This window comes from Bacteroides fragilis (assembly GCF_019583405.1).
Lineage (GTDB): Bacteria > Bacteroidota > Bacteroidia > Bacteroidales > Bacteroidaceae > Bacteroides > Bacteroides fragilis_B.
In genome coordinates, this window is the sequence record NZ_SZUU01000005.1 from 100,664 (window position 1) to 121,376 (window position 20,713).

Sequence of the window (20,713 nt, forward strand, 5' to 3'; positions counted from 1 at the left end):
TGCAAAGGAATAAATATTTATCGTCCTGCGCAAATTTTTGATTAAATAAATGCAATCTTTTGCACATTTTTCACTGTTTTGTGCACTAAAAGGTCTGATTATGGAGAAAAACATCGCTATTTTTGCTTCCGGCTCTGGTACAAATGCTGAAAACATTATCCGGTATTTCGAGGGAAATGATTCAGTCAGGGTAAAATTAGTTCTTTCTAACAGGAAGGACGCGCATGTTTTGGAGCGTGCACATCGTTTAGGAGTGCCCTGTAGGGCTTTCCCGAAGTCTGATTGGGAAATTGCGGAATCCATTTTGGATTTGCTGCGTGAACATCAGATTGACCTGATAGTGTTAGCCGGCTTCTTGTTGCGTATACCGGATGCACTTTTGCATGCTTATCCTAATAAAATTATAAATATTCATCCGGCTCTTTTACCTAAGTTTGGGGGAAAGGGGATGTATGGCGATCGGGTGCATGAGGCGGTGGTAATGGCAGGAGAGTCCGAAAGTGGTATTACTATACATTATATAGACGAGCATTACGATGAGGGAAGTATCATTTTTCAAGCTAAATGTTCAGTACTTCCCGGAGATACCCCTGCGGAAGTGGCTAAAAAAGTTCATGCATTGGAATATGAATGGTTTCCCAGGATCATAGAACAAACCGTAAATACCTTCTTGTAGAGCTGGTTTTCTGAGGAAATGTTTTATAGTATCGTATGAGGTTGTGTCGAAACTTTTTCACTACAGCCTCATGCGATATTTAATATCCTCTTATTGAGGATCGGCATTATCAGGGTTAAATAGTAAATCAACCGATATTAATCTTATATGCTCCTTCTTCTCTCCTTAATGGGTAATCTCCCCGGAGTTGTTCAAATAGCTTCGGATGGGTCTTTAGTGCATCGCTGTCCCGTCGGGGATCGTAAATTTGCAGGGAGGCCGCTTCATAAGTTGTTGCGGAAATTATTTTGTTTTCCGGTTCCGGAGGAACAATCTGATAGCCGGCTTCAATCCGGAAGAACCGGCATAAGGCTTCAAGTGACATTCGGGTTGCGTTTGCTTTTCCGTCTGCGGAATATCCGGCGATGTGAGGAGTGCCTATAATTACTTTCTCTAATAATTTAAGATTGATATCCGGTTCATGTTCCCATACATCAATGACAGCATCGGACAAGATACCTGACTGAAGAGCATCGAGCAGTGCCTCTGTTTCGATAACTTCACCGCGTGAGGTGTTCATGACTATCGCCCCCTTTTTCAGTGAACGGAAGAAGTGCTTGTCTGCCAAATGATAAGTTTTATATTTTCCCTCCTTATATAAAGGTACATGAAATGTGATTATGTCACACTCTTTGGCTATATTCTCTAAAGTAGTGAACATTGTGCTTTCTTCTTTTTCTGCTCTGGGAAGATCGTTCAGCATTACTCGCATTCCTAATTTTCGGGCTACATCAGCTACTTTGCTTCCTACATTTCCTACGCCTACGATGCCAATGGTCATTTGATGCAACTTCATTGCATGGGTTTGTTGTAAAATGAACAGGGCAGATTGGATATATTGTGCAACGGATGCCGAATTACATCCCGGGGCATTGGTCCATGTGATACCTGCTTCCCGGCAATAGGCTGTGTCGATATGATCGAATCCTATTGTAGCGGTTGCGATAAATTTTACTTTGCTTCCGGCAAGCAGTGGACGGTTACAATGCGTACGTGTGCGGATAATTAATGCATCGGCATCATGTATCAGTTCCGGGGTGAAATCTTTTCCCGGAGCATATACTACTTCATCGGCTATTTGCTCAACAGCTTCTTTGATGTAAGGTATTTTGTTGTCTACAATAACTTTCATGATTGATCAGGGGTTTGCATGCAAAGGTAGGAAATAAAAAGCAGGAAAGATTGGCTATATGGAAAATATTGCATAGATTTGCCCGGTAATGCGCATTACGATAAGTTTGAACTTAGACAATTTATATCAATAATGAAGTGTATCCACATTATTACTCCGGTAAAAGATTCTATTGAGTTGACGTTGCAAACAGCTGAGGCTATTTTAAAATCAGATTTCACCGTTCCTTTTCATTATACTATTTATAATGATTTCAGCACCGATGAAAACACGAAACGACTGAAGGAAGCATCCCTGGCGATGGGATTTGAGTTAATTAATCTGTCCGAGATCACTTCTCATCCTTCTCCCAATTATTTGCTGGTGCTTCAGATGGCACAAGAAAAGGCTATTGCCGCTGAAGCAGGCTTGCTGATCGTTGAATCTGATGTGATTGTGAAGAAGCATACTTTACAGTCTCTTTTTGATGGTGTGCGGTCCAGAAAAAACTGTGGAATAGCTGCTGCTGTGACAGTAGATGAGAACGAAGTAATTAATTATCCCTATTTATATGCAAAAGGCAAAGAAAATCAGGTGTTTCCGGAAAAGAAACATCTTAGTTTCTGCTGTTCTTTGCTGACAACCGACTTTCTGCGTGCTTTTGATTTTCATTCTTTGAATCCGGAAAAGAACTGGTTTGATGTAACCATTTCCCATCAGGCACTTGAAAAAGGTTTTGTCAATTATCTGTTTACTACTTTGACTGTATGGCATCGCCCGCATAGTAGTCGTCCATGGAAACAGTTGAAATATACGAATCCGCTTAAATATTACTGGTTGAAGTTCACTAAAGGATTGGATAAAATTTGATGGTATGGCAAAGCCGTTAGTATCTGTAGTTATTCCTGTATATAATATGGGGGAGTTTCTGGAGGAGACACTGGATTCTGTCCTGTCTTCTGATTATCCGAACTTTGAGGTGATTGTGATGGATGATGGTTCGAAAGACCGTTCTTTTGAAATTGCCGAAAGCTATAAGTCCCGGTATGAAAATGTAAGGGTTTACACACAAGTAAATAGTGGCGTTGCCACGGCTCGTAATCATGCTATTTCTAAAGCAGGTGGAGTATATATTTTGCCGGTCGATGCTGATAATCGTATTAGTAAAGAATTGATTCATTCTGCTGTAGATATACTGGAGTCGGATCCGGAAGTAAAAGTGGTCTGTCCACGTGCCGAGTTTTTCGGAGACCGTTCGGGCGAATGGGTATTACCACCTTTCTCGCTATCATTGCTTGCTCGTAAAAATATGATGGATACTTGTGCTGTTTACCGTAAGTCCGAATGGGAAAGAATTGGAGGATACTGTGCGGAGATCGTGGCTCGTGAAGATTGGGAATTTTGGATCTCAATGTTAAAGGATGGAGGAAAGGTTGTAAAGTTGCCGGAAATAGGTCTGTTTTATCGGGTGCGCGAACAGTCTAAACGTGTTACTGACCGTTTGCTAAAAAAGCATGTGATTGACGTTTTAAATAGACGACATCCTGATTTCTTTGAGCGGGAATTGGGAGGGCCGTTACGTTATCAGCGTTCCTGGTCAAGGTTAATCAATCGGATTTCCCGAATAATCCACCCTCGGAGAGTCTTCGTTGGAGATGATTTTCAGGACTTATCTTCTTTTGTACGTGTATTACCTGTGCATTTTGAGAATGGAGGAACGTTGATATATGAAGGAAGAAATAAATTGAAAGAGTTTGAAATACATGGTAGAAAGCTGATAGTGAAGTCATATCAGCTTCCTCACCTGATTAATCGAGTTGTTTATAATTCTTTTCGTACCTCTAAAGCCCGCCGTTCTTATCAATACGCGCAGATGCTGCGTAAAGCAGGTATTGGCTCTCCTGCTCCTGTTGGATTTTATTCTACGGGAACATGGTTGTTGTTTGGCCGTAGCTACTTTGTGAGCCTAAAGTCCGAATGTCCTTATACGTATCGTAATCTGTTAGAGGAGACTTTTACCGGTGACAAAGAAAAGGTATTACGTGCTATAGCACGTACCACAGCAGCTTTACACGAAAACGGTTTTCTACATAAAGATTACTCGGGAGGGAACATTCTTTTTAGGGAAACGGATAAAGGCATTGAAGTGGAAATCATTGATTTAAACCGCATGCGTTTTGGCAAAGTCGACATAGAAACCGGTTGTAAGAACTTTGAGCGCTTGCCCGGAACACACGAGATGTTTGTTATCTTGGCAGATGAATATGCCAAAGTGAGGGGATTCGATGCCGATAGATGTCTGGAACTGATTGAGAAGAGTCATTTATGACGCATTGATTGAGACAACCCTTTGCCTAAGACTATGGTGGGCAGTATATACCAACGTCTGAAGTGGAAACATAATTTGATTATAATGATCCATTTATATATGATATAGAATAAAAAATTGGAATGCTTTTTATATACATATAATTTTGAAATAAACCTTTCTTTGTAAGCCAACGCATAAACTTTTGTAGATTCACCTTGGAGGTGTAAAAATCTATAGGTTGGCAGAACCGTTGACTGATAGTTGTGATAAGATAACCTTGTACAGATATCATACTCTTCATAATAGAGGAATATATTAGTATCAAAGCCTTTGATTTTGAAGAAGACTTCTGAAGGAAACATCATAAATGCTCCGTTGATCCATGAAGTATGTATAGGAAACTGGTATACTTTCTTTTTTCGTTTGGGGTAGCGGGCGGGACATAATCTTTCCGGGATGTCGTTTCCTAAAATCTCATATAGAATACCGATTGGATGATTGAATGAGGGTACTGCTTTCAGGTGTTTGTTGTATTGCTGTGGTGTAATACATCCTGTTTGAGGATTTTCTTTCAGGTAATTGCATAATGGGCTGATACAGTCCTCTAATAGCTCAGTGTCATTGTTTAGAAAACAGAGGTATTTCCCTTGGGCTATGTTTGCGCCAACCATATTCCCTGCCCCGAAACCACTGTTTATTTTGTTGCGTATAATAGTAATTTCCTGACCGGAAAGATTTTCAGTAAGGTATTGATAGTCTGTTTCCTGGCTGGCATTGTCGACAACTATTATTTCGTAAGTGCCATTAGGCAGGTATTTGTGTATACTGTTAATGCAGTTTAGGGTTAATCGGGAGGTATTATAATTCAGGATGATAATTGATACTTTCATAGTGGTATGGGGTTTATTTAATTATTATTGGGTTTATATATCTATCGAAATCCAGCTTTCCGGAAGTATGTGAGGTGTCTTTTTGACGTTTGACCAGCGTGAAGGTGCGATAACAGTTTTATCCTTATAGGCATTTAGCCATGCTCCCCACCAACTGAAACTGCTGTTGGCTATTATATTATGACGACACAGGCTCATCAACATCATGTCCTGCCAACTGTCAGGGCCCTTATTCCAAGATATATATTGATGGGGTAAATGATGTACCTTCAAATGTGCTTTCGTCCATTCCACATCATCAGAAAAGATATGGAAGAATGCTTTCGGTTCTTTTTTTAGTATGATTGAGATTGCCTTTTGATAGTATTCTTCTGTGCATATATTTCCATATTTTATTTTGTTTTTGGCTGATGTATAATCTCCTCTTCGGATATGAATTGATACGCTCGAACGTTGTTCTTTAATTATCTTTGCCCATTCTTTTGTTCTGAAATTGGCATTTTCTATGTTGAAAGAAAAAATATCTCTTATGGTATCTGAAGATTCTTTGAAGAAGAGCTCAGATTGAAAGAATCCTTTGTAATATACTAATGGCCATCTCTTGTGTTGTGTGTATTTATGAATGGATAATTCTTCTTCGGATTTTTCTCGTATAATCGAAAAGAATGCATACACAATTACTCTTTTAAGCCATTTGTGGGCAGATATTGTTTGGGGACGGATCGAAAATACATCTTCCAATTCATATCCGTTATGTAATTTATATTTCTTCATTTCAGACATATCTATCCGAAGCTCCGGAAATATTGTTTTCATTTGTATATAGAAGGCGTAAATGAACATTTGATTCCCTAATCCGCCTGTCATTCGTACTAATTTCATCATTCTTTGATTTTGATATGTTTTTTTAAACGTACGTTTAAAAAACATCATATTTTAACCTGCCATTTATTTTTATATGTTGTGAAATATGGATTATATTGTATGAGGTGTAAAAGGCTTATTAAAGGTTTGTTTAATCTTTATCTTCGGTTTTCTTAATAAAAAACTGTAATTAGTTTTTTCAAGTTGAAAATAAGTCTTATTTTTGTTTCATTAAACGTACGTTTAATGAAACAAAAATGAAGCTGAAAGACGTTTAGCTTAACTGCTTAATGATATGAATGATAGTCTTTTATATAAACTTTCCAGTGGCAAGCCTCCTAAGTTTATTTATTTTATAAGTAATACTTTGAAGATGCTTATTCCGAATGCTTTTTATCGGTATAAGTTGAAAAGTACATTGGCTCAATTACAGTATCGTTCGGATAAAGACTATATCGAAGAGAGAGTGAATTATTATAATAAGCTGTCTTCTCCTTCTTCTTTGCCGGAAAAGTCTTTTATAAAGAATGAATTTCGGTATTTGATCTTTTTAGGGACTCTTGCGGACAATAAAAAATCTCTTTTTCATACCGCATATTTTTTTGATACCAGGGAATATACCCGTTGGTTTAAACAATCTCTTCGGTGGGGATATTGCCCGGGCGATGTATATTTCACTCCGGAATTCCCGTCTATTGTGAAAAGCCGTTTACTGACCGATTCCAATGATAACTCTGTTGTTATGAAACTGGATAAGTTCAGGCATTTTATGTTTGTAAATGATACAATGCCTTTTTCTTCTAAAAAGGATATGGTTATCTTCAGAGGGAAAATACGACGAAGCCGTACCCGTAAATTATTTTTAGAGATGTATATGGACCATCCGATGTGTGACTGTGGAGTCGTTGGTAAGGATGAGGGAGTACCGGACGCATGGATGACTCCTAAAAAAACGATTCGTCAGCATTTGGATTATAAGTTCATAATGGCATTGGAGGGGAATGATGTTGCATCAAATCTGAAATGGGTAATGTCTTCTAACTCGATAGCAGTGATGCCGCGTCCCACTTGCGAAACTTGGTTTATGGAAGGGAAATTGATTCCTAACTATCATTATATTGAGATTAAACCCGATTTTACGGATTTGGAGGAACGGTTGAAGTATTACATCGAACATCCGGAAGAGGCTCAACAAATCATAGAGCATGCTCATGAATATGTGGCTCAGTTCAGAAATCCTCGTCGTGAAAAGTTAATATCGCTGTTGGTTCTGGATAAATATTTTCGGATGACAGGTCAAAATATTGAAGATTGATAAAACTCTATTCTCCTATGATACATATAGCATGTAATATTGATTCTAATTTTACGGTACACTGTGCAGTAACTTTGGTTTCACTGTTCGAAAATAACCGTGAATCTGAGTTTTGTATCCATATTGTGGCCTCTACACTGCCTTCTGAAGATAAGGAAGTACTAAAAACAATAGCAGGTCGTTATGGCAATGAAGTACGCTTTTACTTTCCTCCGGAAGACTTGTTGCATAATTTTTCTATCAAGAAGTTTGGTAAGCGCATTTCTATGGCTACTTATTACCGTTGTATGTTCTCAGCCATTTTACCGGAAGAGGTGGATAAAGTGCTTTATCTGGATTGTGATATTGTTATTCTTGGAGATATATCAGAGTATTGGAATACAGATATGAGTAATTATTCGGTTGCTTGTGTCGAAGATATCGGCAGTAATGAAGATGAACGTTATGATATCTTGAAATATGATAAGTCATTCTCTTATTTTAATGCGGGAGTACTACTTATCAATTTGCGCTATTGGCGTGAGCATAAAATAGATGAACAATGTGAACAGTATTTTTTACGATATCCCGAGCGTATCCGCTTTAATGACCAGGATCTTTTGAATGCTGTTCTGCATGAATCTAAACTTTTTGTTCCCTTGAAATGGAATATGCAGGATGGTTTCTACCGTTATGGGGCGGATAAAGGAGTGAAAGATAAGAAGCAATTGCATCAACAATTGCTCCATCCTGTTATCCTGCATTATACTAATAAAAAACCCTGGAATTATGATAGCATGCATCCTTTGAAAGGAGAATACTTTAAGTATCTGGATATGACTCCCTGGAAAGGCAAACGACCTTTATCTACTTTTAAAGCTCGTTTGTCCTGGTGGTTGAAGTTGCTTCCTTATGCAATGCGGTTCCGTAAGCCCAAGTATATGAAGCTGTAAATACATTGATCAAAGGATTTGCTATCTGTTGCGTCTTTTTTGTACAATTTTCCGGTACATAATCATTCCAATTGTATATAGCTTGAAATGATTATATATGCAGTATCGTCTGATCGCTTTTGATAATCCAATGTCTTTCAGACTGAGATAGTCATAATGGTGACAAATCTCCATTGTAGCTGCAATTATTTGGTCATTAAGGGGGGAAGGCCTCATGATGATGATATGATTGATTAAGTGGAATGCTTTTTTTAGTAGTTTTAATGGCTTTTCCGATATAGCTTGTTGCTGTTTGACAAATTGGTATTGATCGTGCAGGGCCTGAACTAACTGAAACTCTTTTATTGGATTAAATGTTGTATTTGTGAGACTGCCTGAACGGATCCTATAATGATATTTAGGTGCTTGTATCAATACGGTTTTGTTAGCTCTATAAAATATCTTGTAACTGAGAGCAGCATCTTCAAAACTTTTTCCTACAGGAAAGCGGAGGTTATTGAATAGTTCCCGTTTATATAACTTTTCCCAAACATAGTTTCGTATAATCTTATCTTTGATGAGAGCCATCATGGCATCTTTGTGGTTAAATGTGATTATCTCTTTAGATTCAAAAACAGCTTTTGTCTTGGTTCCATATTCTATATAGTGTGCACAGGCAGATATGTCCGCCTGATACTTATTTAGAAGATTATAAAGCGTTTCGTACATATCATTTTCAATCCAATCATCGCTATCCACAAAACCTATAAAATCACCGGATGCAATGTCAAGACCCGCATTACGAGCGTCACTTAATCCTCCGTTCTTTTTGTGTATGACTTTGATTCTTGTATCCAATTTAGCAAACTTATCACAAATAGCAGGGGACTCATCTGTCGAGCCGTCATCAACAATGATTACTTCTAAGTGAGTATATGTCTGGTCTAAGACCGATTGAATGCATTGGCTTAAAAAGGGGGCTACATTATATACCGGAATAATAATACTTATTAATGGAGACTCATCGATTTTTTTCATCATTAAGTAGTTTATTTAGTTAAGTCTAGGATAGTTTTTACATATATGGATGCAAATATAGTATAATAGTAGTACATATGTGCTCTTTTAACCTAAAAAATGTAAATACAATCCGTTTGTTGTCTTGGCTATACATACTTTTGTATATGATAAAGAGAAGAATTTTATTTTTTCATGGTGAGTTTCCTGCTGGAGGAGCTGAAAGAGTTACAATGGATATTGCCGATTTTGTAGCTCAATATGGCTATGAAACATATGTTATTACACATCAGATTAACAGTGGAAGTTATTCCAATATTAAGGTTATTGAGTTTCAAGGTGGAGGCGATGTTGACAGTCAGGAGAATGCTGACTTTATCATACATACTCTCAACTCGTTGAAAATTGATATCTTCATTCTGCCTATTTGTCTTTTAAGCAGATTGGATTTTATTAAAAGTAAAGTTGATAGTAAATTGATCTTTGCTTGTCACAGCACTCCTTTCTGGGAAATAACAGCCCGTCTACATAGGAGAAGGGGTAGAGCGCGTGGTTCTTTCTTTAAAATGTTGGAATGGGGGTTATTAACTTATCCAAAGATAGTATGGTTAAAGAAATATGACTCTTTTTTTATTAATCAATATAAGTTTGTTTATGATCAAGTTGATGCTTTTACTGTTTTGTGTGAGGAATATAAACAAATACTGCTTAATAAAATGGGAGTATCACTTGATGAGCAGAAAGTACATGTTATATATAATTCTGAGAGACAATGTCCGAATGTTAATTTGAATAAGAAAAAGCAGATTCTCTTTGTTGGGCGTATGAGTTATTATGATAAGCGGGTTGACCGTTTGTTGGATATTTGGGGAATGATATATAAAAAAGTACCGGCTTGGGAATTGATTTTAGTAGGAGGTGGAAAAGAACTTCCTCTACTTCAAGCAAAAAGTCAAAAGATGAAACTTCAACGAATACGTTTTGCGGGACATAGCGATCATGTCGATGATTTCTATCGTGATGCTTCTGTATTATGTTTGACTTCAGCTTTTGAGGGATGGCCACTATGTTTGACGGAGGCTCAGGCGAATGGTGTCGTACCTGTAGCTTTTGATTGTGTAGCCGGGATACGCCAGATTTTGTCGCCTTCAGGCGTTAATGGGTGTCTTGTACCTTCTTTTAGTTTACATAAATATGCTGAGATGTTATTGTCTCTGTTGATGGATTCGGAAAAGTTACAAAAGATGCGGAATAACGTGATTTTGAAATCAAAAGAGTACTCTCCTGAAATTGTCGGACAAAAATGGCTCGGTTTGTTCGAATCATTGTTATAATCTCTTTTGTATGAATACCTTTTTAGGAGAATATAAGTTTAAACTTTTCTCTTCTTGGGAATCAGTTTGCGATAAAGTGTCATTCCTATTTTATATATTCTGAAATGATGATAAATGAAATATCGTTTGATGGTTCTTGACACTCCGATATCTTGTGGTTTTAGATAATCATATTGGTGCATAATCTCTAATGTTTTGTCAATGACCTCATTGTTGAGTGTTGAGGAGGGTAGTATAATCGTGTGATTGATTAAGTGGATGCTTTTTTTTATAATCATTACAGGTTTGTCATTGATTAGTTGACGTTTTTTCATGAATTGGTATTGTTCGTGTATGGCTTGCACATATTGTATTCCTTTGAGAGGGCTGAACGAAGAATTAGTAGTGCTTCCCAAACGAATTCTGTAGTGATATTTAGGTTTGTATTTTAATACTGTTTTGTTGGATCTATCAAATATCTTATAACTTAGGGATATGTCCTCAAAAACTTGTCCAATAGGGAAATATAATCCGGTAAATAGGTCACGTTTATATAATTTTTCTACGACATAATTTTTTATAATCTTATCTTCAAACAATGTTTTCATAACATCTGCATGGTTGAAAGTCATTATTTCCTCTTTCGATCTGTAGACAGTTGGTCTGCCATCCTCATATTCCAGATAATGTGTGCAGGCAGATATATCTGCTTCGTATTGACTGATTAGATTATAAAGTGTCTCATACATATCGTTATCAATCCAATCATCACTATCCACAAAACCGATATATTCTCCGGATGCTGTGTCTAAACCGATATTTCGGGCAGCACTTTGTCCACCATTTTTTTTGTGTATCACTTTCACACGAGCGTCTAAGGCTGCAAAATGGTCACAAATAGCAGGTGAATGGTCTGTGGAACCATCATCTACAACAATAATCTCCAGGTTAGTATATGTCTGATCCAAAATTGATTGCAGGCATTGATGTAGATATGCCTCTACATTGTATACAGGCACAATAATGCTGATAAGGGGGAGTGTTCCCGATTTTTCCATTTTCATTTAGGTTTAGTAATATGCTATTGTCTTTGTACGTTGCAAAGATAACATATTGTTTTTGTTTTTCTGAATATATATTTGATAGCTTTATGGGATGCGTGGTTGTTTTTGCAGTATAAAAAGAGACATCTACTTAATTCGCCACTGACTTTCTACTCTCTGAATAGTAACTTGCTGAATATTTTCTGTTATCTTTGCAACTTAATCATTTAATAGTAAGTAATGAAGGAATTTTTTCAACTTATGCGGCGTTTTGTACCGCCTTACAAGAAGTATGTAATATGGGCGTTGATACTGAATTTATTCTCGGCCATTCTGAATATATTTTCTTTTTCTTTGATAGCCCCCATTCTACAGATATTATTTAAGGTTGATAAAGATGTATATGAGTTTATCCCATGGGATACTGCTTCAATTAGTACAAAGGACCTTCTGATAAATAATTTCTATTATTATGTTTCAGATATGATCCAGATCAACGGCGCTTCTTTTACTCTGATGTTGTTAGGACTCTTTTTAGTGGTAATGACTTTCTTTAAAACATTCTGCTATTTCGCTTCGTCAGCCGTGATGATTCCTTTGCGTACCGGTGTGGTACGGGATATTCGAGTGATGGTCTATGATAAAGTGATTCGTTTGCCACTTGGATTCTTCTCGGAGGAGCGGAAAGGAGATATCATAGCCCGTATGAGCGGGGACGTGGGAGAAATAGAGAACTCGGTTACCAGTTCATTGGATATGTTGGTAAAGAATCCGATCTTGATAATAGTTTATTTTACTACACTGCTTATAATAAGTTGGCAACTAACCCTTTTCACTTTATTGGTTGTACCATTGATGGGATGGGTGATGGGTACGGTAGGCAAGAAACTGAAACGTCAATCCCTTGAAGCTCAGGCAAAGTGGAGCGATACGATGTCGCAACTGGAAGAAACATTAGGAGGACTTCGTATCATTAAGGCTTTCATTGCTGAAAATAAGATGATGAATCGTTTCCTGAAATGCAGTAACGAGTTTCGGGAGGCAACCAATAAAGTGGCGACCCGTCAGGCATTAGCCCATCCGATGAGTGAGTTTTTAGGTACGACCATGATTGTAATTGTGCTTTGGTTTGGCGGTTCACTGATTTTGAGCAGTCATTCTTCTATTGATGCTTCTACTTTTATGGTATATCTGACCATCCTTTATAGCGTAATCAATCCTTTGAAGGAATTTTCAAAAGCCGGGTATAATATTCCTAAAGGTTTGGCTTCGATGGAGCGTGTGGATAAGATTCTGAAAGCGGAAAATAAGATTGTGGAGATTCCTGATCCGAAGCCGCTGAATGGGTTAAAAGAGAAAGTAGAATTTAGGGATATTTCTTTCAGCTATGATGGAAAGAAAGAAGTGCTTCAACATATTAACCTCACTGTACCTAAAGGTAAGACCGTTGCTTTGGTTGGACAGTCCGGTTCAGGGAAATCTACATTGGTAGATTTGTTGCCCCGTTATCACGATGTACAGGAAGGAGCGATTACTATTGACGGAGTCAGCATTAAAGACGTTCGCATCTCCGACTTGCGCAGCCTGATCGGGAATGTCAATCAGGAAGCCATCTTGTTTAACGATACTTTCTTTAATAATATAGCTTTTGGTGTAGAAAATGCTACGATGGAGCAAGTGATTGAGGCTGCCAAGATTGCCAATGCTCACGATTTTATCATGGAGAAAGAAGACGGCTATCATACGAATATAGGTGACCGGGGCAGTAAACTTTCCGGAGGCCAGCGTCAGCGTATCAGTATAGCACGGGCTATCTTGAAGAATCCTCCGATTTTGATTCTTGACGAGGCTACTTCTGCTTTAGACACTGAGTCGGAACGGTTGGTACAGGAGGCATTGGAGCGTTTAATGAAAACACGTACTACCATTGCTATTGCCCACCGTCTCTCTACCATCAAGAACGCAGATGAAATATGTGTACTATATGAAGGAGAAATAGTAGAACGTGGAAAACACGAAGAATTATTGGCTAAGAACGGTTATTATAAACGACTGAATGACATGCAGTCGTTGTAAGCATGGCAGAGAGATAGTGAACTCCCTCACTCATCTGCTTTTTGATAATAACTTTTTTACTAAGGCGGGTAGGGCAAGGTGGATTTGCCCTACCGAGGTTATAGGCTAATTCGATATCAGAAGAAAGAATCTTTGAGGCGGTTGAACGTTATCATGTTTGAAAGAAATTTTTTCGGTATATTCCTTTCGGGATTTATTTGTTATTGGGGGTGATACGATACAATCCTTATTTCCTTCCGAAGTCTGCCGGGATTTCTCCCCATTGCTTGGTTTCCCACTTCAATATTGGGGTGGAATATTTATTTTCTTTAAGCCATTTTTCTGCACGTTCTATCAATCCGAACAATTTTTCTGTTTCAGCGTTCCGGGGAAGTTTTGTCTTGCATTTTTTTTGTTTTACCCAGCTGATTGCATTTGCGCTATCGCTATAGATAGGCATGTCGAATCCTTTCTGTTTCAGTAAAGCGAGTCCATGTACCAATGCCAGAAATTCGCCAATATTGTTAGTCCCCTTCATCGGGCCGAAATGAAAAATCTCTTGTCGGCTTGCGACGTGAACGCCACGGTACTCCATAGGTCCAGGATTACCACTGCATGCTGCGTCTACTGCAAGGCTGTTTTCAATGACCGCTGCCGGGAGTGTGTCTGGGAGGGTAGGGGAATCAGCTGTTTTCTTCTTAGCATTCTTGCCGATATAAGCATAAGGTGATGAAGCAAAAGCACGTTCTGCTTCCTCCCGGTTATCGAAAGATTTATATTTGGCACTATCATATCCTTTCACCTGCAGCTGACATTCGGTCCAGGATGTATAAATGCCGGGAGTTACTCCATCCCATACAACGTAATATTTTTGTTTGGCCATACTTGGTGTTTTCAGCTTATTGGGCAGTAAAGGTACGAATATATTCTATTACCGAACAACTTTCGTTTATAGGTTGTTTTAATTTCAAAGAACCAATGTAAAAAAGAAAGGAGTATTTTTATGAAAAAATCCTTCGAAGAGGCCCTCAAACATAGAAGGACCTATTATTCGATAACAAATCAGTCTCCGGTTTCTGATGAGGAGATAGAGCGGATTGTCAATCTTGCTGTAACCCATGTGCCCTCTGCATTTAACTCTCAGTCCACTCGTGTAGTGCTGTTGTTGGGTGAGAATCACAAGAAACTATGGCATATTGTAAAAGAAACATTGCGAAAGATTGTTCCACCGGAAGTTTTTAAAACGACTGAAGCTAAAATTGATAATTCTTTTGCCAGTGGTTATGGAACTGTTTTATTCTTTGAAGACCAGTCGGTTGTGAAGGGACTCCAGAATGCTTTCAGTAGTTATAAAGATAATTTTCCGGGGTGGTCGTTGCAAACGTCTGCGATGCATCAGTTGGCGGTTTGGACAATGTTGGAAGATGCCGGTTTCGGAGCTTCCCTGCAACATTATAATCCACTAATTGACGAAGAAGTGCGTCATACCTGGCACCTACCGGAAGAGTGGCACTTGATTGCCGAAATGCCGTTTGGACTTCCTGTGCAAGGACCGGGTGATAAGGATTTTAAAGATCTGGATTCCAGAGTGAAGGTCTTTAAATAAGGTATATTCATTTAATCGGAAGGATTAATATCGTTTTATTTTTGGTAAGAACTTACTGAGTAGCGTTACATGGCTTTGTCTGCAATGTGTTATGATTAAGTTTGTTATGAAGAAGATCAGTGTCCTTATCCCGGCCCGGGTAGCTGTGCCCATGGGCCCGCATACCCGGGCTCATGGGCACAGGTATGTGGGCTCATGGGCCTGCGCACCCGGGCTGGGATAAAGAAAGAAGCATAAACAGAAAAGGTATTAAGGAAAATAAAATGGTATAATAGGCAAATATAGATAAGGAACTAATGGTATGCTATTGGGAATCAGTGGTGTATTCCGAGTTTTACCTAAAAAAAGAGGGTGGAAGATGGAAGATAGAGGTGGAAGATAAATGCCTTGAAAATGCGATCTTCCACCTCTTTAATTTATTGATAATCATCTGCTAATGTTCCGAAAGGTGGAAGATGGAAGATCGAAATGCATTTCTTGTATGAGGGGTACGTATAGGATTGTCTTTATTTTCATGCTTGCATGCGCAAAGTTACCATCCGGGTTATTGGTTGTTCTATTAATAAATATCTATCTTTGCACCAAAATGCCGTTTGCTTATGATTCGTATATTTCTGACCGGCTATATGGGGGCCGGGAAAACTACGTTAGGAAAAGCTCTCGCACGAGAACTACATGTCCCATTTATCGATCTGGACTGGTATATTGAAGAACGTTTTCACAAGGCGGTCGGAGAATTATTTACCGAGCGGGGAGAGCCCGGCTTTAGGGAACTTGAAAAGAGCATGTTACATGAGGTCGGTGAATTTGAAGATGTGGTAATCTCTACAGGGGGAGGAGCACCTTGCTTTTTCGACAACATGGAGTATATGAACCGGGTTGGTACTACTGTTTTTCTGGATGTAGACCCCAAAGTGCTGTTTCGCCGGTTACGGGTTGCCAAGCAGCAGCGCCCCATACTGCAAGGAAAGGAAGATGACGAACTGTTTGATTTTATAATACAGGCGCTTGAAAAACGTTCACCTTTTTATCGTCAGGCTAAATATATTTTCTGTGCTGACGAATTGGAGGATCGTAAGCAGATTGAAACTTCCGTGCAACAATTGCGCAAACTTCTGGATTTGCACATAGTAAGCTAAACTCTAAGAAAACTTATTTTCTGATTCGGCAATCATTCTTTTTCTTCTCTATTTTTTGTTCAGTCGACCAATATTACTATCTTGCAGTCGCTGTGAGGTTTTGTGCCTTCCGGTATCTTACAACCCAAATAAAACGATCAGACAATTATGGAAACTTTAAAAGAGAAATTCGAAGCCTTATCCCGTCAAGTCCGGGCATCCGGGAAACCTGCCGCCGCATGGTTCCCTCAGTTTACACCTGCTACATTGCTGAATGCCGAAAACTGGTGGGAAGCACTTGCTGTATGTGAGTACGCATTGGATACACAGGAAGATGAAACGCTTACAGCTGACTTTTTTGAGCTGATATTCAGTGCATACGATTGTAATGTAGAGGTGGATCTTAATGAAGAAGAGTATGCTTATTGGTGGGAGAAGGTGATAAGTATATGCGATCGTGTAGCTGTATTTAACGGTGCCGGTTGGTCGCAGAAAGGTGCGCAATATTCAGAAGCCCGTTATGGGACACGTGATCTCAGTCTCTTATTTCCTTATTATGAGAAGGCGGCAGCTATGGGAAGTCCGGAAGCTGAGGCAACCGTTGCCTATTGGCGTTATATGGGCTTCTATTGTGAACAGGATAAAGCGGAAGGAGAGCGCCGCTTTGAGGCTCTGTCTTCACCCGAGGCTGTGTTATGGGGAAAATACTACCGGGCCTATGCCGAACAACACACCGGTAGTAAAGAGAAAGCTTTGCTTATGCGGAAAGAACTGCTTGGTGAACTCCCTGAAGGACACCGTCTGCGTGCTCATGTTTATGCCGCTATGGGCGATGCACTGGACGTAGAAGAAGGAAATGTGGCCGAAGAGGCAGCATGCTATGAGAAGTCTCTTGAACTTGTTCCTAATTTATATTCACTCAAGAATCTGGCCACGCTCTATTTCCGTTATCCGGAACTTGGTAAAAAGAAAGAGCTGGCGTTTGAGTTATGGGAGAAAGCCTGGCATGCCGGTGTATGGTCTGCAGCCAATTTCCTGGGGTATAATTATCAGGAAGAAGAGTGGCTTGACATGCCTAAAGCCATTGAATGGTTGGAGAAGGGAATGCTTTACTGCGAATCGTATTGCGCCTATGAATTAGCTCTGATTTACCTTTATAATGATGAGTATAAAAATGTAGAACGTGGTTTAATGTGCCTGCAGCGTTGCATTGACGATAATTATGTAGAGGCTTTTGAGACTCTTGCTAATATTTACTTTAACGGTGAATTGGTGGAAGAAGATATCCAACGTGCACGGCAGTTGCTGGAGAAAGCTATTGAATTGGGGTCCGGTAATGCGGCCTACCGTATCGGTTGGATGTATGAACGTGGATTACTTTCCGAAGATCCGGATTACCTGAAAGCTATGGAGTATTATGAGAAGGCGGCATCTATGAATAATGCTGACGGATACTCCCGGGCGGCTCTTTATCTGGCTAATGGATACGCCGGTGTTACGGATGCTGAGAAGTCAAAAGCCTATTATGAAAAGGCTGCCGGGTTAGGTTCATGCTTTGCATTGGTAGAGTTAGGATTCTTATATGAAAATGGAGATGTGGTAGAACAGAATTATGGGAAAGCTTTCGAATTGTTTCAGAAAGCCGCTGAGGAGGAGTACCCTTATGCGATGTATCGTGTAGGTCTTTATTTGGACAGAGGAATCATTGGTGAACCACAACCCGTAGAGGCATTCGCTTGGTATGAAAAGGCGGCTGGAAGGGGAGACGGAGATGCAATCTTTGCTCTCGGACGTTGCTATAAGAATGGGATTGGTACGGAAGAGAATCCGGATAAGGCTCTGGAATGGTTTGCTAAAGGGGCGGATAACAACGAACCGCGTTGCCTTACAGAGTTAGGGCTGGCTTATGAATATGGTAGTGGGGTAGAAGAGAACCCGCATCAGGCAGTTGAATATATGTCCAAAGCGGCCGAACAAGATTATGGCTACGCTCAGTTTAAGATGGGAGATTACTATTTCTTTGGTTATGGCGCTTGTCCAGAAGATAATAAACAGGCTGTGGAGTGGTATGAGAAGGCGGTCGCCAATGATATTCCCTTAGCTATGCTGCGCATGGGTGAGTATTATCTCTATGACTATGACAAACTGAATGAATCGGAGAAGGCTTTCAACTACTTTAAAAAAGCTGCTGAGGCAGAATGTTATAACGAAGGGCTGGGAATCTGCTACGAGATGGGAATCGGGGTGGAGGACAATGAAACCGAGGCGTTTAAATATTACACGTTAGCTGCGGACAGTGGAAATGTCATGAGTATGTACCGCACCGGATTGTGTTATTACAATGGAGTCGGTGTAAAACAGAATTATGCAGAAGCCTACCGTTGGTTTAATGATGCTGCCGGAAATGAGAATGTGGCTTCTTGCTATTATTTAGGCAAAATGCTGATGTACGGTGAAGGTTGTGTGCCCGATGCGGAAACCGGTATTCAATGGCTGATGAAGGCTGCGGAGCATAACAGTGATAAAGCACAGTTCGAATTGGGTAATGCTTATCTGATGGGAAACGGAGTAGAGGAAAATGATGAGATTGCCATGGAGTGGTTTGAGAAGGCTGCTGAGAATGGAAATGAGAAAGCCTTGAAGATTACAGGAAGAAGACAACGCTAAAGTAAAATGGAAAAAGAAGGTAATAATCTGTTTCAGGTCAATCTAAAGGGGATGATTGCCCTGTTATCAGAACATATTTATAGTAACCCGAATACTTTTGTCAGAGAATTGTTGCAGAATTGTGTAGATGCTATTACCGCACTTCATAATATCGACGAAAGTTATGCCGGGCGTATTGATGTTTTTCTGAAAGAGGACGGTTCGGTGGTCTTTCAGGACAATGGGATCGGCTTGAAAGAAGAGGAAGTCCATCGTTTCCTTACGGTTATTGGTGAAAGCTCGAAGAGAGATACCCCCGATGCAGACGATTTTATCGGTCGGTTCGGCATTGGCTTGCTGTCTTGTTTCGTGGTGACCAATGAAATTAGGGTAGAGAGCCGGTCGGCAATGGGAGGAAGCCCCGTCTGCTGGTGTGGAAAGGTGGATGGCACTTATCAGACCACTTTTCCCGAAGAAGAGTGGGCGATAGGTTCAAGGGTCGTGTTGCGCCCCAAAAGTGAGTGGGCTCATTTGTTTGAGTATGAAGTGTTCAAGAAAATACTGATCAGTTATGGAGAGGTGTTGCCTTACCCGATTTATCTGCATCGTGGAGAGGAAGAAGAACTGGTTAATACCCCGTCACCGGTCTGGCTGAATCCGAAAGCTACCCGAAAAGAGTTATTGGACTATGGGACGAAGGTTTTTCAGTCGTCTGCTCTTGATGTCTTTCGTATCCGTACAGAGAGTGGGCGGGTAGAAGGCGTACTCTACGTATTGCCCTATCGTACACAATTTTCTGTACGTAACTCACATAAGGTGTATTTGAAGCGGATGTTGTTGAGTGAAGATGATTGTAACCTTTTGCCCTCATGGGCATTCTTCATTCGATGTCTGGTAAATGCCGACGGGCTTCTTTCTACTGCGTCGCGCGAGTCGTTTGTCAGCAATGATTTATTGAAAGATGCCCGCAAAGAGATCGGGGTTACTATTAAGGAGTATCTTCGAGGATTGGTGCAGAACAATCGATCGGTGTTTGACAAAATACTGGATGTCCATCATTTCCATATTAAAGCCATAGCTTCGGAAGATAATGAACTGCTACGTTTGTTTATGGATTACTTGCCCTTTGAAACGAACAGGGGAATACGAAGTTTCGGGAGCATCCGTTCGGCGGGGAATACCATTGGCTATACACGTAATCTGGAAGACTTCAGGCAAGTACGGAGAATAGCCGGTGCACAAGGCCGGTTGGTGATCAATGCTGCCTATACATTTGATGAAACGCTGTTAAAGAAGTATGCCCGTCTTAATCAGGAACTGACTTTGGAGGAGATCTCACCCGCTCGTCTGTTGGAGCAGTTTGCTGAAGTGGAAGGTAACAAAGAACACCGGGCCTTTGAGGCAAAAGCCAGTGAGCTGTTGAAACGTTTTGGCTGTATCTGCCGCTTGAAACATTTTACACCGGTGGATACTCCGGTTATATTTGTGGCCGAAGAGAAAGAAGAGAACAGCAAAGTCGCCAATAATCCGTTGGCAGCAGTACTGGGTTCGGTAAATGCTAAAAAACGCTTACCGCCTACATTGACTTTCAATGCCGATAACGAGATGGTACAGACATTACTGCAAATTCAAGGAGACAATAAACTGTTTCAGCATGTAGTGTGCATTCTTTATGTACAATCGCTGTTACAAGGCAAATATCCTGTAAACAGTGAGGAAATGGAACTTTTCAATCACTCTCTTTCTGAACTGATGACTACTAAAATGAATGATTTTATAAACTTCCTCAATTAAACAA

17 protein-coding genes are annotated in these 20,713 nt (G+C 39.8%); 11 read left to right on the forward strand and 6 right to left on the reverse strand.

The genetic code is table 11. The features are described from left to right. Nucleotides 1-49: 49 nt before the first annotated feature. Nucleotides 50-676, forward strand: coding sequence for a phosphoribosylglycinamide formyltransferase (purN, locus tag FDF36_RS12800; protein WP_032537628.1), 627 nt, complete (start codon nucleotides 50-52; stop codon nucleotides 674-676). Nucleotides 677-803: 127 nt separating this feature from the next. On the opposite strand, the gene pdxB is transcribed toward purN, so the two are convergent. Beyond that, the gene (pdxB, locus tag FDF36_RS12805) at nucleotides 804-1,847 is read right to left on the reverse strand and encodes a 4-phosphoerythronate dehydrogenase PdxB (RefSeq protein ID WP_220391576.1); all 1,044 of its coding nucleotides are present in this window, start codon (nucleotides 1,845-1,847) and stop codon (nucleotides 804-806) included. Between the two features lie 132 nt (nucleotides 1,848-1,979). Between pdxB and FDF36_RS12810 the strand changes: the two genes are divergently transcribed. Beyond that, nucleotides 1,980-2,696 carry a glycosyltransferase family 2 protein gene (locus FDF36_RS12810; protein WP_220391577.1) on the forward strand — a complete coding sequence of 239 codons (717 nt, stop codon included), beginning with the start codon at nucleotides 1,980-1,982 and terminating at the stop codon, nucleotides 2,694-2,696. Between the two features lie 4 nt (nucleotides 2,697-2,700). Then, nucleotides 2,701-4,155, forward strand: a complete 1,455-nt coding sequence (locus FDF36_RS12815) for a glycosyltransferase (RefSeq protein WP_220391578.1) — start codon at nucleotides 2,701-2,703, stop codon at nucleotides 4,153-4,155. On the opposite strand, the gene FDF36_RS12820 is transcribed toward FDF36_RS12815, so the two are convergent. Continuing rightward, a complete protein-coding gene (locus tag FDF36_RS12820) occupies nucleotides 4,146-5,027 on the reverse strand; it encodes a glycosyltransferase family 2 protein (protein ID WP_220391579.1) in 882 nt (293 codons plus the stop codon). The two genes, FDF36_RS12815 and FDF36_RS12820, sit on opposite strands and share 10 nt — an antisense overlap. A 33-nt stretch (nucleotides 5,028-5,060) precedes the next feature. Next, nucleotides 5,061-5,960 carry an alpha-1,2-fucosyltransferase gene (locus tag FDF36_RS12825; RefSeq protein WP_259281438.1) on the reverse strand — a complete coding sequence of 300 codons (900 nt, stop codon included), beginning with the start codon at nucleotides 5,958-5,960 and terminating at the stop codon, nucleotides 5,061-5,063. A 226-nt stretch (nucleotides 5,961-6,186) separates the two neighbouring features. On the opposite strand from FDF36_RS12825, the gene FDF36_RS12830 reads away from it, so the two are divergent. Together FDF36_RS12830 and FDF36_RS12835 are read left to right on the forward strand one after the other, a co-directional pair. Further along, nucleotides 6,187-7,206 (forward strand): glycosyl transferase family 90, encoded by a 1,020-nt coding sequence (locus FDF36_RS12830; protein ID WP_005812245.1) that lies wholly within the window; start codon nucleotides 6,187-6,189, stop codon nucleotides 7,204-7,206. 17 nt (nucleotides 7,207-7,223) lie between these two features. Further along, a complete protein-coding gene (locus tag FDF36_RS12835) occupies nucleotides 7,224-8,138 on the forward strand; it encodes a glycosyltransferase family 8 protein (protein WP_005822680.1) in 915 nt (304 codons plus the stop codon). 21 nt (nucleotides 8,139-8,159) lie between these two features. Here FDF36_RS12835 and FDF36_RS12840 read toward each other — a convergent pair whose 3' ends face one another. Continuing rightward, nucleotides 8,160-9,158 (reverse strand): glycosyltransferase family 2 protein, encoded by a 999-nt coding sequence (locus tag FDF36_RS12840; protein ID WP_005822682.1) that lies wholly within the window; start codon nucleotides 9,156-9,158, stop codon nucleotides 8,160-8,162. Between the two features lie 143 nt (nucleotides 9,159-9,301). Here FDF36_RS12840 and FDF36_RS12845 point away from each other — a divergent pair, with 143 nt between their 5' ends. After that, complete coding sequence (locus FDF36_RS12845; protein ID WP_259281439.1) at nucleotides 9,302-10,468, forward strand: glycosyltransferase; 1,167 nt, start codon at nucleotides 9,302-9,304, stop codon at nucleotides 10,466-10,468. 38 nt (nucleotides 10,469-10,506) lie between these two features. On the opposite strand, the gene FDF36_RS12850 is transcribed toward FDF36_RS12845, so the two are convergent. After that, nucleotides 10,507-11,505 (reverse strand): glycosyltransferase family 2 protein, encoded by a 999-nt coding sequence (locus FDF36_RS12850; protein ID WP_220391581.1) that lies wholly within the window; start codon nucleotides 11,503-11,505, stop codon nucleotides 10,507-10,509. 225 nt (nucleotides 11,506-11,730) lie between these two features. On the opposite strand from FDF36_RS12850, the gene FDF36_RS12855 reads away from it, so the two are divergent. Further along, a complete protein-coding gene (locus FDF36_RS12855; protein ID WP_220391582.1) occupies nucleotides 11,731-13,566 on the forward strand; it encodes an ABC transporter ATP-binding protein in 1,836 nt (611 codons plus the stop codon). A gap of 226 nt (nucleotides 13,567-13,792) precedes the next feature. Here FDF36_RS12855 and FDF36_RS12860 read toward each other — a convergent pair whose 3' ends face one another. Then, nucleotides 13,793-14,428, reverse strand: a complete 636-nt coding sequence (locus tag FDF36_RS12860) for a ribonuclease H1 domain-containing protein (protein ID WP_220391583.1) — start codon at nucleotides 14,426-14,428, stop codon at nucleotides 13,793-13,795. A 120-nt stretch (nucleotides 14,429-14,548) separates the two neighbouring features. On the opposite strand from FDF36_RS12860, the gene FDF36_RS12865 reads away from it, so the two are divergent. The 4 genes from FDF36_RS12865 (at nucleotide 14,549) to FDF36_RS12880 (ending at nucleotide 20,709) form a co-directional block, all read left to right on the forward strand. Beyond that, nucleotides 14,549-15,151, forward strand: a complete 603-nt coding sequence (locus FDF36_RS12865) for a nitroreductase family protein (protein WP_005779392.1) — start codon at nucleotides 14,549-14,551, stop codon at nucleotides 15,149-15,151. Between the two features lie 599 nt (nucleotides 15,152-15,750). Continuing rightward, nucleotides 15,751-16,290, forward strand: coding sequence for a shikimate kinase (locus FDF36_RS12870; RefSeq protein ID WP_220391584.1), 540 nt, complete (start codon nucleotides 15,751-15,753; stop codon nucleotides 16,288-16,290). Between the two features lie 147 nt (nucleotides 16,291-16,437). After that, a complete protein-coding gene (locus FDF36_RS12875) occupies nucleotides 16,438-18,936 on the forward strand; it encodes a tetratricopeptide repeat protein (protein ID WP_220391585.1) in 2,499 nt (832 codons plus the stop codon). 6 nt (nucleotides 18,937-18,942) lie between these two features. Beyond that, entirely contained in the window at nucleotides 18,943-20,709 is a 1,767-nt protein-coding gene (locus FDF36_RS12880) for an HSP90 family protein (RefSeq protein ID WP_220391586.1), read from the forward strand. The last annotated feature ends 4 nt before the right edge of the window (nucleotides 20,710-20,713 follow it).